A 13,199-nucleotide genomic window follows, 5' to 3' on the forward strand; every position below is an offset into this window, starting at 1 on the left:
TGATGGAACCGCCATCCACGCCAGCGCGGCCAATTAATGGGTGTAAAATGCAGCATAACAACACTTTTCAGAATAATCATTATCTTTGGGTGTTTTCTACATCGACTGGGCCAGACGATCCGCGAGCAATCCGGCAAACTTTGCCGGATTCTCTAGTGCACCGCCTTCAGCGAGAAGGGCAGTACCGTATAATAATTCGGCAGTTTCGGAGAGTCGACGACGGTGAGCATCGTCACCATGGTTCTCGTGCGCCTGTTGCAGGACGGTGATGAGTGGATGATTTGGATTGAGTTCCAAAATTCGTTTTCCAAACGGAACATCTTGCCCGGAAGCCTGGTAAATGCGCGCTAGCGCCGGCGTGATACCGAAGGCGTCAGTGATCAGGCAGGCCGGCGACTCGGTGAGGCGTGTGGATAACCGCACCTCTTTGACGTGATCACTCAAGGTCTCTTTCAACCAGTTCAGCAGGCCAGCAAAATTCTGCTCTTGCTCCTTGCGTTCGGCTTCGTGCGCTGTTTTTTCCTCCTCGGAGTCGAGGTCCACCTCACCCCTAGCTACCGATTGTAACGGCTTGCCGTCGAACTCGGTTGCCATTCCTACCCAAACCTCGTCGACCGGGTCGGTCAGCAACAGCACCTCATAGCCTTTCACCTTGAATGCTTCGAGATGTGGCGAATTTAGGACTTGCTGACGCGACTCGCCTGTGGCGTAGAAGATTTGATCTTGACCGTCTTTCATGCGTTCCACGTATTTGGCCAGGGTGGTGAGTTCTTCCTCGTTGTGTGTCGAGGCGAACGAGGAAATGTGAAGCAGCGTATCCCGATTGTCGGAGTCTGACATGAGGCCTTCTTTGAGGACCTTGCCGAACTGTGTCCAGAACGTTCGGTAGTCCTGCGGCCGTTCTTCCTGCAGATCTTTGATTGCCGAGAGGACTTTCTTAGTCAGCCGGCGACGGATCGCATTGATTTGCCGATTCTGTTGCAGGATTTCGCGAGAAACATTGAGCGACATGTTCTCTGCGTCGACGACCCCTTTGACGAAACGCAAGTACATCGGCATGAGCTGATCGCAGTCGCACATGATGAAGACACGTTTGACATACAGCTGCATGCCGATTTTGGCGTCGGAGTTGAACAGGTCGAACGGGGCGTGCGACGGAATAAAAAGCAGCGCCTGGTACTCGAAGGTGCCCTCGCCCTTCATCGCGATAACCTCGAGTGGGTCATCCCAAGCGTGGGCGATGTGCTTGTAGAACTCCTTGTATTCGTCCTCGGAGACCTCGTCTTTTGACTTAGTCCACAACGCCTTCATGGAGTTGATGGTCTGGGTTTCGATGGTGACTTGCTCTTCACTACCCGCCCCTTCTTCGTCCGAGGTGGCCGGCGCACGTCGTTCGACTTCCATCCGAATAGGCCAGGCGATGAAGTCGGAGTACTTCTTGACCAGCTCCCTGATCTTCCATTCCGAGGTGTAGTCGTGCAGCTCGTCCTCGACGTCTTCGGGTTTGAGGTGCAACGTCACTGATGTTCCCTGCGGAGCTTCGTCGACGGATTCGATGGTGTAGGTGGCCTCACCGTCCGACGACCATTTCGTGGCCGCAGTGTCGCCGGCTTTACGGGTGAGCAGTTCGACTTTGTTGGCCACCATGAAACTCGAGTAAAAACCGATACCGAACTGACCGATGAGTCCTTCAGAGGCAGCAGTGTCCTTCAGGTTGTTGGCTGCACATAATTTCTGACGCAGCTTGGCGGTCCCTGACTTGGCCAGTGTGCCTATCAGGTCCACCACCTCCGCGCGTGTCATACCTATGCCGTTGTCGCGAACGGTTAGGGTGTGCGCATTCTTGTCCACTTCGATCTCGATGTGCAGATCGGATGTGTCAACTATACTTGGATCCAAGTCTTTGTTCCGAAACGCTTCAAGCCGCAGCTTGTCCAGAGCGTCTGAAGCATTCGAGATCAGCTCTCGCAAAAATGCATCTTTATTGGAGTAGACCGAATGGATCATCAAGTCCAGAAGTTGGCGTGCCTCCGCCTGAAACTCCAGCTGTTCCACTTGTGCGTTCATGCTAATCCGTCCGACGAGGTAACCTGCAAATCCACAGGACCAGTTATACCCAGACGATGATCGATCCGCTGCGCCTGGTTCGGGTATGGCTGACGTCGCTGCGCCCCGCTTCCACAGTGCTGCCACTAGGCTGGTGGGGTGTTTGAATCACTCTCTGACCAGTTGACTGGCGTCCTACAGAGGTTGCGCGGCAAAGGCCGGCTGACTGACGCTGATATCGAGGCCACCACCCGCGAAATCCGGTTGGCGCTGTTTGAAGCCGACGTTTCGCTGCCTGTGGTGCGGGCGTTTGTGCACCGGATCAAAGAACGCGCTCGGGGTACCGAAGTATCTGCTGCTCTCAACCCGGCCCACCAGGTTGTCAAGATCGTCAACGAAGAACTGATCGGCATCCTCGGCGGCGAGACCCGCCAGCTGGCGTTCGCTAAGAAACCACCGACGGTAGTGATGCTGGCCGGCCTGCAAGGATCCGGCAAGACAACGCTGGCTGGCAAATTGGCAGTACGCCTTAGCGGGCAAGGACACACACCGCTTCTGGTGGCCTGTGACCTTCAGCGGCCGGCGGCAGTCAACCAGCTGCAAGTTGTCGGCGAGCGTGCCGGGGTGCCGGTATTCGCTCCGCATCCCGGGGCCTCACCCGACTCAGGTCCCGGTGATCCGGTCGCTGTCGCGTCGGCAGGGCTGGCCGAGGCCCGGGCCAAACACTTCGACGTCGTGATCGTCGACACCGCTGGGCGGCTGGGCATCGACGACGAGTTGATGGCCCAGGCCGGGGCAATCCGGGAAGCCGTCAATCCCGACGAGGTGTTGTTCGTCCTCGACGCGATGATTGGCCAGGACGCTGTCACCACCGCTGCGGCATTCGGTGCGGGAGTCGGCTTCACCGGTGTGGTCCTGACCAAGCTCGACGGTGATGCCCGCGGTGGAGCCGCGTTATCGGTCCGCGAGGTGACGGGTGTGCCAATCCTTTTTGCCTCTACTGGTGAGAAGCTGGACGACTTGGACGTCTTTCACCCTGATCGGATGGCCAGCCGCATCCTGGGAATGGGGGATGTGCTGAGCCTGATCGAACAAGCCGAGCAGGTCTTTGATGCAGAACAAGCCGAGGCGGCCGCTGCCAAGATCGTCACCGGTGAATTGACTCTAGAGGATTTCCTCGAGCAGATTCTTGCGGTTCGCAAGATGGGCTTAATCGGCAACCTGTTGAGCATGCTGCCCGGCGTGGGTCAGATGAAGGAAGTACTGGCCCAAGTCGACGACAAACAGCTCGACCGGCTGCAGGCCATCATCCGCGGAATGACGCCACAGGAGCGGGCCGACCCCAAGATCATCAACGCGTCCCGGCGACTGCGTATCGCCAACGGCTCTGGGGTAACGGTGTCTGAAGTCAACCAACTGGTCGGCCGGTTCTTCGAAGCCCGCAAGGTGATGTCCTCCATGCTCGGCGGCACTGGTATACCCAGCATGGGACGCAAGTCTGCCACACGAAAGTCAAAGGGAGGCAAAGGCAAGAAAAGGGCACGCGGTCCGACGCCGCCGAAGGTCAGGAGGCCCTTCGGTCCCGCCAGACCCGGAATGCCGGACATGCCACCAGGCTTCCCGGATATGTCGCAAATGCCAGACGGTCTCAACGAGTTGCCGCCTGGGTTGGCCGCTTTCGACTTGTCCAAACTGAAGTTCCCAGGCAAGAAATAGCCGAACTATGCGCATGCACGTGCGGGGTTTGGTGCTGCCCGACGAGGCGGCGACCGAACTGTTGGTCGTCGATGATTGCATCAACACTGAGCTGGTCGTGCATGCGGATACCGTTTTTGATGGCGGTTGGATTATGGCCGGATTGGTGGATACACACTGTCACGTCAGTCAGGGTCAACACGGGGAGATCGAACTCAACACGGCATCTTCCAGGCCGAGACCCAACGTGCCCCGGCGTGGTGCTGCTACGTGATTGCGGCTTATCGACTGATATCCGTGGATTCGATGACCGCGCCGATCTTCCTCACCTTCTCCTTGTACGGTTCGGTAAAGTGTATTGCTCGGTCCAAGCGCTATCAAGCTGGCTTTGCGTTTGAGCTCGAGGACAAATCGCAGCTTCCTGCAGCGGTGGCCGAGGAATCCTGGCGCGGTGACGGCTGGATTAAGTTCATTGGCAACTAGATAGACCGCCAGACCGGTGATCTTGTCCCGTTGTCGTCGGTACGACGTCCTCAAAGCTACGATCGATGTCGCGCGCCAACAGTGCACGGGTCACCGCACATGCGTTGAGTGAGGATACGCTGCCTGGTTTGATCAGCGCCAACATCGACTGCATCGAGCACGGCACCGGGTTCACCGATGACACCATCACCCTTATGCTCGAGCACAGCACTGCATTGGTCCCCACGCTGATCGACCTGGAGAATTTTCCAGGAATCGCCGCCGTGGCCTTGCGTTACACTAGCTACGCATGCTTACATGCGCGACCTTTATGCGTGCCGCCGTGTTCGGCTGGCCGCGGCGCGTGATGCGGGGGGTGTCGCTGTACGCCCGCACCATGATCAAAAATGGCCAAATCGCCGACGAGGTCAAGGCCCTCAAGATTCAAGATATCGAGATGATCCCCGATCGAGGTTTTAGGCGCTGCATGTTGGGATGCCCGCCGCTGGTTGGGCTGTCTCAGCCTAATAGCATGGGGCATCAGCTGATTTGTTGTGCTACTCCGCGGAACTGCGGCAGAGGCCCGGTGTGTTGAGCCAACCTGATCTGGTAATAACGCGCGGCAAGACGTTTCGGCCGCACAGGTAAGCCGGTGTTAGCCAGGCGTTTGAACGCGCGTGGCGGCTCGATCGCGGTTAAGCTAGCCCCATGGCGTTGGCCAGCGGCGCGCTCTTGGCCGGTTAAACCATCGTGCGGAGGCTGGGTTCCAGGGTGACTGGTGAGGTTGAACCTGGCTCAGGATTATTAATCGGCGTATCTGGATGCATTGAAAGTTTTTCGGTGGTGCCGTAAGCGGATGGGGGTTCCTTCGGCGATTCCATCAGGAGACCGATATCGCCATTGCTATCTCTATCCTCCGCACATCCTGGAGGTGCACGACCGCGATGAATTCGAAGGACCGCTTTGGACTACGTCAAAGGCAGATAACGCTGCGCGGGCTGATGGCCGATCGATTTCCGGCTGTTTCACCGATCGGTGAGGTGCTCACGATCGTTACCGCTGTGGCCCGAGCTCTCGACCGATGCCCATCAGCGTGGACTGCTACATCGCGATGTCAAAACCGTCAACATCATGCTGACCAGTCCCGGGGATGGTGAACAGAGGATTCTCTTGGCCGACTTTCGGAGATTCTGGCAGTTCGGTGATGCCACCGGGGCGTTCGGACCAGCGGGACCAATGTTGTATCGGTTGGCGCGGTCGCCTACGATGCTCCCGAGGTGTTGATGGGTGCCTACGCCGACGGGGCCGCTGATCCATACGTGCTGGCGGCCACCTGATTTTCACCTGCTCACCGGTGAGCATCCCCATCCTCGTTCCCAGCCTATCATCCGCAGCCGCGGTATCACCGATCAGCACATTATTCACTCGTCTGTTCCAGGCGAAGGCGCTTATCGCATCGAAGTCCAACGCGCAAAGCAGACATTTGATTACGCAACCGATCCGCAACCACCGAACATGAGTACCTGGTGGGCAGGTTGCTCGTTGTGCGCACCAATGTCATGTACCGTCGTGGGAACGCAGTTCGACGACAACGACCACACGTCGCCGAGCTCGTCGGGCGATGGTCGTCCGATCGTCATGGAGTGCACGGACGGCCAATGGCAGTCGCGACCGGAAACAGTTGAGATTCCCATGCGTCCGACCAAACGGGGTAGCACAGACGCAGGTGCTCTCGTTGCGGACGCAGCGTCAGGGGCAACCTGGCGGGTGAAACGGGCGTTACCATGGAAAGCAATGAGTGTGGCCACTGATCGTCGGTAATTCGGATCCTTGCGGCGGCTCCCTGGAGTGGGGAGGTGCCGCCGAATGTCTTGCGGGGGGAGGTGTTAGTGAACCCCGTTTTGCCGCCGATCACGCTTGGATAGCGCTGCAGCAGTTCGTCTAGTTGACGATTGAGTGGTCGTCACCATCGCTGTGGAACATCGCCGACAGCTCGACAATGATCTGCGCGAACACCGGATTGGCCATCGCGCTGCGGAAGATCACGGCCAAGTCGTAAGTCGTGGACCAGCCGGAGCCCCCGGGCTTCGTCCAAGTCAGACGGGGTTGATGCGTGGGTGGTTGCCCCTAGTAGGGCCGCGGCTTTGGTGTTCATCTTGGCCGGCGATGTCGTTGTCGCCTAAGCATATGTGTCAATGTATTGACGGCATCGTTGTCCGATACCAGTGGCAGAACATCGAGCAGGTGTCGTGCTGTCGTATCAGTGTGGTTCGGTTTAACCGCGAGTGCGCGTGTCTGCACACGATACGTCGCGCAACGGTGTGCAATGCGCGCGTTCGCGGCGAGAATCGATGTATACTGCGCATGACTGAAAATTCCAACCACCAGAAGATCCAGTAGCTGTTTGGACTATATCCACCGCCCTTGACTAGCGTTGATGCGACGGTCTGGACAGAGTGTTCACCAACGACGTTTACATCGACTCCACGGTGCTGAGCGGGATCGAAGGACGCTACTCGGAAGTCAAGTGGTGGCTTTCGGAGGTGTTGCCGAACTTCCCGGTGTATGCGCCCATCTGCTCGGCAACTTCTCGGTCCGCATCGACGGGGGACACCGCGTCGGTGGGTGTGATCTGCTTCAACTCTATGCTGCTTCACAGCGACAAGAACGAAATGTTGTTTTGCGGATTGTGGTATGCGCTGATTCATATGTACCGCTGAGAGTTGGCGTACGATCCGCCGAGGTCAACTCGAAAACTCTGTATCAGAAAGTACGAAAATCTTCCAGAAAAGTAATGTAGGCGCCAACCGGGCGAATTTCTCGTCAAGACCCTCGTTCTGGCACAATAAGCAGTTGTCTGCCGCGCAGCGGGGTCGGTTTGGGCTAGCTGCGCAGCGGTCACATACTCGTGGCAAAACCGGATCGGGCAACCTGCTCGGGTCGCTGAATTGCAGCGTGACAGGTACAGGAGATATCGCGTAACCATGGCTGTGAAAATCAAACTCACTCGGCTTGGCAAGATCCGCAATCCACAGTACCGCGTCGTCGTCGCCGACGCGCGGACGCGACGCGACGGCCGTTTCATCGAGGTCATTGGTCGGTATCACCCGAAAGAAGAGCCAAGCCTGATCGACATCAACTCCGAACGCACTCAATATTGGCTTTCGGTGGGTGCGCAACCTACCGAACCCGTTCTTAAGCTGCTGAAGATCACCGGCGATTGGCAAAAGTTCAAAGGCCTGCCCGGCGCTGAAGGCCGGCTGAAGGTCGCCCCACCCAAGCCCAGCAAGCTGGAGTTATTCAACGCCGCGTTAGCTGTCGCTGACGACGGTCCCACCGCCGAGGCCGCACGGCCAAAGAAGAAGGCTCCGGCCAAGAAAGTCGCTAAAGCCGTAGAATCCGATGCTGAGGGCGCCGAAGCTACGAAAGCGGACGCGCTGGCCGAGGGCGGCGAGCAGTCCGAGTAAACGAGTGAAAGCTGACTAAATGTAATGAGTAAGGTCGTCGTCGACGCTGTTGAGCATGTGGTCCGCGGGATCGTCGATAACCCTGACGATGTACGGGTCGACCTGGTCACCAGTCGGCGTGGACGGACTGTCGAAGTGCATGTTCATCCCGACGATCTGGGTAAGGTGATTGGTCGTGGAGGACGTACCGCGACCGCGTTGCGCACGTTGGTCGCCGGCATCGGTGGCCGCGGTATACGCGTCGATGTGGTAGACACCGACCAGTAGCGGAGTGCATGCTTATGGTGCTCTGTTGGAGTTGACAATCGGGCGGGTGGTTAAAGCGCACGGTATCAGCGGTGAAGTGGTTGTTGAGATTCGTACCGACGATCCCACTGCCCGGTTCAGTGCGGGTAATACACTGCTCGCCAAGGATTTTCGACGTGGTGACCCAGGCCAAAGATACACCGTCGTCTACGCGCGTGAGCACGGTACTCGGTTGCTCGTGCGCTTGGCCGGAGTGAGCGACCGTGACACCGCTGACGCGTTGCGGGGCAGTTTGTTCGTCATCGACTCCGCCGACTTGCCGCCGATCGATGAGCCGGATACTTATTACGACCACCAGCTTGAAAGTCTGCAGGTTCGGACCACGACGGGACGAGGTGTTGGTGTCGTTGCCGAAGTGCTTCACACTGCGGCCGGTGAGTTGTTGGCGGTGCGATGTGATTCCGGCGAAATACTGGTGCCGTTTGTCGGCGCGATCGTCAAGTCGGTGTCCCTGGACGACGGCATCGTCGAAATCGACCCGCCTAAGGGCCTGCTGGATCTATGAAAATCGACATTGTTACGATTTTTCCGGCCTACCTAGACCCGCTGCGGCAATCGTTGTCGGGCAAGGCGATTGAGTCGGGCCTGGTCGATGTGCAGGTGCACGACCTGCGGCGGTGGACCCATGACGTACACCACTCGGTGGACGACGTGCCCTACGGTGGTGGCCCGGGGATGGTGATGAAGGCGCCGGTATGGGGCGAAGCGTTAGATGAAATCTGTTTCGATGAGACACTGCTGGTGATTCCCACTCCCGCTGGTGCGCTGTTCACCCAGGCCACCGCGCAGCGTTGGAGCACCGAGATGCACTTGGTGTTCGCTTGCGGTCGCTACGAGGGCATCGATCAGCGCGTTGTTGATGATGCAGTACGACGAATGCGGGTCGAAGAGGTTTCAATCGGTGACTATGTGTTGCTGGGTGGCGAGTCAGCTGCCGTGGTAATGATCGAGGCCGTTCTGCGCTTGGTGGCTGGGGTGCTCGGCAATCCTGCGTCGCACCGTGATGATTCACACTCGCCGGACCTGGGTCGACTCCTGGAGGGGCCGAACTATACTCGTCCACCCAGCTGGCGTGGCCTCGACGTTCCGGCGGTTTTGTTGTCCGGTGACCATGCTCGAATCGCTGCCTGGCGCCGAGAGGTTTCGCTCCAGCGAACTCGTAAACACCGCCCCGATTTGTCGGGCGGCCAGAAACCAAGCGTCGGAGCTGGGTTGATCGTGAAGTAGACTAGCCTTCAGATCCGGCGGTTGAGAAGTGTCGTCTTCACAGCCTGGGTTATTGTCGGCCCCCCGGTGGAATCATCGGAGGGTTGCAACACCTGGATGACCATAATGTACCGGCAGTTGGCGTCACTCTACCTCGGTCGGCGGATGCATCCATTCGTTGTCGATGCAGCATATCCTGCCCTGCGTAACCGCCACCGGTTCGGTATACAGACCGTTCTGGATGTCGAAACGCTGCGGATAGCCACCGATTCTGGTGGGGGTGGACTGGGCAAGATCGTTACGACAATCCTGGCCTGCTCCGGGAATGGGTCTTCCGGACCCGTTGAGCAGCATGTCGTAGTAGCGAATCAAATCGGTCAACGAGCTGATCGTGTTCAACCGTCGCCCGCCGACGTCGTGGCGGCCAGTCCACACTGGTTTGCGATTCGGGTGATGATGGCCTATCCAGCCATCCTGATCCCAGAATTTTTCGGCTCCACCGTTGTCAAACGACGGTAACATGATGTTTTAGTATTTGACGGTCGTCAGTGGACAGTGTTACTTGTTCCCCCGAATTCCCGCAACATCGGATCTTTAGCGATGAAGAGCTTGGTCACCGATTCGATAGCGATGATCTGGGTGTTTATTTTGGGTGTCAGTTGGCGGGTGGCTTGCTGACGATGGGCTTGCAGTACGTCGAACCCGAGATTGGTCAGCGTATCCGGCACCCCGGGTGGGGGTGTAGCATCAGTTCAAGCAAGCTGTGGTTGATGCTGGGATCAATGGAGGTCGACTGGGCTGTATTCCGCCGGGCTGTAGACCGCCGCCTCCATCTTTGCTTCGCTCCTGCCGACTAAATTACCAACGTCACTGCTGCGATCGAGGCTAGCGGCGTAGAGCAGCCGACTGCGTATTTCCTCTCCTCTGGCTTCTTAACGGCGGTCCCGGACACGTACGTGGTTAGGCAAGGCCGTATCGCTATCCGCCCGGGGTGTCACGTTGAGGCTTCGTTAACATTAAATTAATAGCCGTCATTATCTACTATTCACCAGCACCTTTGGAGGTTAAGACGGATCAGGATTTCCTGTGATTTTCACTATGTGCCTATTGTTTGGCACAATTGGTCAGTTGTCTCCAGCGGTTGCCGGTTGGCCGAGCCGCTCGGTGCAACTGCAGGATAAACTCAGAGGCCCGAATCCATCGGCTTGGTGACCGCCTGACGCTTACGCGTGGGCTGCCTCCGAAAGCCGCGAACCCGAGGAAGTGTTTTCTTAAGATGAATAGGCTGGACTTCGTCGACCAGGCGTCGTTGCGCGACGACATCCCGGCCTTCAGCCCGGGTGACACGATCAATGTGCACGTCAAGGTGATCGAGGGTGTTAAAGAGCGTATCCAGGTGTTCAAGGGTGTGGTAATCCGCCGGCAGGGCGGAGGCATCCGCGAAACGTTCACCGTGCGTAAGGAAAGCTATGGCGTTGGCGTCGAACGGACCTTTCCGGTGCATTCGCCGAATATCGACCACATCGAGATGGTGATTCGTGGCGATGTCCGTCGTGCCAAGCTATACTACCTGCGCGAACTTCGCGGCAAGAAAGCCAAGATCAAGGAGAAGCGCTGACCGGGTGCACTCTGGCGGCCGGTCGTGTCGCATTAGGGCACACACTGCGCTGGCTACGCTGATCTCGTGACCGAAACCACGGACTCCGCACCTGAACCTTCGTCCGACGCTGGTCAGTCGGAGCCGAAAATGTTTATCCGAGATCTTGATACGCCCGCCGAGGAAGCCACAATAGGTGTGTCTGAGCACAAGAAGCGGTCGGCGTTGTGGGAATTTGCGATTTTGGCGGTGATCGCTATAGGCCTGTACTATGTAATGTTGACGTTTGTAGCGCGCCCCTACCTGATTCCGTCGGAATCCATGGAGCCCACGCTGCACGGATGCTCAGGATGTGTGGGCGACCGCATAATGGTGGACAAGATCACTTATCGCTTCAGTTCACCACAGCCTGGTGACGTCATCGTCTTCAAGGGCCCGCCGTCGTGGAACATGATGTACAAATCGATCCGGTCAAACAACATCGTGCTGCGCTCGGTGCAAAACGCGCTGTCCTTCATCGGTTTCGTGCCTCCCGACGAGAACGACTTGGTCAAGCGAGTTATCGCAGTCGGAGGACAGACGGTGCAGTGTCGGTCCGACACGGGCTTGACGGTCGATGGGAAGCCACTCAAAGAGCCATATCTCAGGCCGGTCACCATGAATGATGACTTGTCATTCTACCCGTGCCTGGGTAGTGAGTTTGGGCCGGTTACGGTTCCGCAGGGACGTCTGTGGGTGATGGGTGACAACCGGATACATTCCGCGGACTCGCGCTACCACTGCAATTCCACCGACGTGGTGAATCGGCTTCCGTGCACCGGTGATCCGAATTCGGGGACTGTGCCGGTGTCCAATGTCATCGGTAAGGCCAGGTTCGTTGTGTGGCCGCCGTCGCGATGGGGTGGTGTGGGTTCGGTGAATTCCCAGCAGGTGCAGTAACCATGGCCACCACCTGGCCGCCGCGCAGGATGATCCGTAAGTCTGGGGGTTTGCGGAGGATGTGGACTCTAGAGTACGCGCTGCAGCGCAGCGGGTTGGGGCCGGTGGCGGGGGTGGACGAGGTGGGCCGCGGCGCCTGTGCGGGCCCGCTGGTGGTGGCAGCTTGCGTGCTCGGGCCGGGGCGACTGGAAAGCCTTGATGATTCCAAGAAGCTCAGCGCGAAAGCGCGGGAGAAGTTGTTTCCCTTGATCTGCCGGTATGCGCTGGCTTACCACCTTGTGTGCATCCCGTCGGTCGAGGTTGACCGGCATGGTGTGCAGGTAGCCAATATTGAAGGCATGCGGCGTGCGGTGGCCGGTCTGTCGGTGCGGCCTGGCTATGTGTTAAGCGACGGTTTTCGCGTACCCGGCCTGTCGATGCCGTCGCTGCCGGTAGTTGGTGGAGACGCGGTGGTCGCCTGCATTGCCGCGGCTAGTGTGTTGGCCAAAGTCAGTCGTGACCGGTTGATGGTCGCGATGGATGCTGACCATCCTGGCTACGGCTTCGCTGAACACAAGGGGTACTGCACGCGCGCGCATAGCCTGGCGCTCACCCAGCTGGGGCCCTGCCCCGAACACCGCTATTCGTTCATCAACGTTCGGCGCATGGCGACTAGGTCTAATACCCGGGCGGTGGCTGGATTCACACTGGCCCCTCCGGCCGAGCACGACGAATGCCGGTGAGGAAAGATGGGACCGGATTTCCCACTTGGTGGACCAGTCGCGTGTGACTCAAAGAAGTCCAAAGGGCCCAAGAGGGTCGTCGGGAAAGGGCCAGAGAGAAGGACGTCTGAGCAGATGAGTGACAGATGAGTGCTGAGGATCTCGAAAAGTATGAAACCGAGATGGAGCTCTCACTGTACCGCGAATACAAGGATATTGTCGGCCAGTTCAGCTATGTCGTGGAAACCGAGCGGCGTTTCTATCTGGCGAACAGTGTGGAGATGATGCCGCGCAATGTCGACGGCGAGGTGTACTTCGAGCTGCGACTCGCTGATGCCTGGGTGTGGGACATGTACCGACCAGCGCGGTTCGTGAAGCAGGTGCGGGTGGTCACTTTCAAGGACGTCAATATCGAAGAAGTCGAGAAGCCTGAGCTACGGCTGCCGGAATAGGCCGACTTGATCCGGTTATACCTCGGACAGACGCTGATCCCCGCTGGCCAACATGAGTTTGTTGCGGTTGGTTCGGCAATGGTGTTGAGGCAGCATCAATATCCCAATGGCCTTACCGATTTAGCGGTCGCTGAGCAGTCCGCATCGCGAAATTGCGGCGCCCGAGTATCCGCCGAGTCTAGCGCCATGCGGTGCTAGCACGGTTACCAATGTACGTTGGCTGTGTTAGGTGCCAGCACCCAGCTGAAGTTCGCGACATCTAGGTCAGCTATGAAGAGCACGCGGTAGCGGTTACTTCGAGTAAGCATGAGGTGGTGGGCATGCGGGT

General features: G+C 58.1%; 12 protein-coding genes and 2 pseudogenes. 11 read left to right on the forward strand and 3 right to left on the reverse strand.

The window, feature by feature from the left end:
* Positions 1 to 96 precede the first annotated feature (96 nt).
* Complete coding sequence (htpG, locus tag MLPF_RS07985) at positions 97 to 2,067, reverse strand: molecular chaperone HtpG (protein WP_045843272.1); 1,971 nt, start codon at positions 2,065 to 2,067, stop codon at positions 97 to 99.
* Between the two features lie 138 nt (positions 2,068 to 2,205).
* Here htpG and ffh point away from each other — a divergent pair, with 138 nt between their 5' ends.
* The 7 genes and pseudogenes from ffh (at position 2,206) to trmD (ending at position 9,203) form a co-directional block, all read left to right on the forward strand.
* A complete protein-coding gene (gene ffh, locus MLPF_RS07990; RefSeq protein WP_045843271.1) occupies positions 2,206 to 3,762 on the forward strand; it encodes a signal recognition particle protein in 1,557 nt (518 codons plus the stop codon).
* A 7-nt stretch (positions 3,763 to 3,769) separates the two neighbouring features.
* Positions 3,770 to 4,851, forward strand: a pseudogene (locus tag MLPF_RS16255) (amidohydrolase family protein).
* 1,793 nt (positions 4,852 to 6,644) lie between these two features.
* Positions 6,645 to 6,993, forward strand: a pseudogene (locus MLPF_RS08015) (nuclear transport factor 2 family protein); the annotation flags it as partial.
* A 194-nt stretch (positions 6,994 to 7,187) separates the two neighbouring features.
* A complete protein-coding gene (gene rpsP, locus MLPF_RS08020) occupies positions 7,188 to 7,670 on the forward strand; it encodes a 30S ribosomal protein S16 (RefSeq protein WP_045843270.1) in 483 nt (160 codons plus the stop codon).
* Between the two features lie 24 nt (positions 7,671 to 7,694).
* The gene (locus tag MLPF_RS08025) at positions 7,695 to 7,937 is read left to right on the forward strand and encodes an RNA-binding protein (RefSeq protein WP_045843269.1); all 243 of its coding nucleotides are present in this window, start codon (positions 7,695 to 7,697) and stop codon (positions 7,935 to 7,937) included.
* Between the two features lie 25 nt (positions 7,938 to 7,962).
* Entirely contained in the window at positions 7,963 to 8,481 is a 519-nt protein-coding gene (rimM, locus tag MLPF_RS08030; protein ID WP_045843278.1) for a ribosome maturation factor RimM, read from the forward strand.
* Positions 8,478 to 9,203, forward strand: a complete 726-nt coding sequence (gene trmD, locus MLPF_RS08035) for a tRNA (guanosine(37)-N1)-methyltransferase TrmD (protein WP_045843268.1) — start codon at positions 8,478 to 8,480, stop codon at positions 9,201 to 9,203. The genes rimM and trmD overlap by 4 nt, the downstream gene beginning before the upstream one ends.
* 123 nt (positions 9,204 to 9,326) lie before the next feature.
* Here trmD and MLPF_RS08040 read toward each other — a convergent pair whose 3' ends face one another.
* Entirely contained in the window at positions 9,327 to 9,704 is a 378-nt protein-coding gene (locus tag MLPF_RS08040; protein WP_050039181.1) for a hypothetical protein, read from the reverse strand.
* Between the two features lie 23 nt (positions 9,705 to 9,727).
* Positions 9,728 to 9,910 (reverse strand): hypothetical protein, encoded by a 183-nt coding sequence (locus tag MLPF_RS08045; protein WP_050039180.1) that lies wholly within the window; start codon positions 9,908 to 9,910, stop codon positions 9,728 to 9,730.
* Positions 9,911 to 10,458: 548 nt separating this feature from the next.
* Between MLPF_RS08045 and rplS the strand changes: the two genes are divergently transcribed.
* From rplS to MLPF_RS08065, 4 genes are all read left to right on the forward strand, one after another.
* Positions 10,459 to 10,800 carry a 50S ribosomal protein L19 gene (gene rplS / locus MLPF_RS08050; protein WP_010908433.1) on the forward strand — a complete coding sequence of 114 codons (342 nt, stop codon included), beginning with the start codon at positions 10,459 to 10,461 and terminating at the stop codon, positions 10,798 to 10,800.
* Positions 10,801 to 10,866: 66 nt separating this feature from the next.
* On the forward strand, positions 10,867 to 11,718 hold the full coding sequence (gene lepB, locus MLPF_RS08055) for a signal peptidase I (protein WP_045843267.1): 852 nt from the start codon (positions 10,867 to 10,869) through the stop codon (positions 11,716 to 11,718).
* 2 nt (positions 11,719 to 11,720) lie between these two features.
* Positions 11,721 to 12,440: a ribonuclease HII gene (locus MLPF_RS08060; protein WP_045843266.1), complete on the forward strand. Its 720-nt coding sequence runs from the start codon at positions 11,721 to 11,723 to the stop codon at positions 12,438 to 12,440.
* Positions 12,441 to 12,565: 125 nt separating this feature from the next.
* The gene (locus MLPF_RS08065) at positions 12,566 to 12,871 is read left to right on the forward strand and encodes a DUF2469 domain-containing protein (protein ID WP_045843265.1); all 306 of its coding nucleotides are present in this window, start codon (positions 12,566 to 12,568) and stop codon (positions 12,869 to 12,871) included.
* Positions 12,872 to 13,199: the final 328 nt, after the last annotated feature.

Source organism: Mycobacterium lepromatosis (assembly GCF_000975265.2).
GTDB lineage: Bacteria > Actinomycetota > Actinomycetes > Mycobacteriales > Mycobacteriaceae > Mycobacterium > Mycobacterium lepromatosis.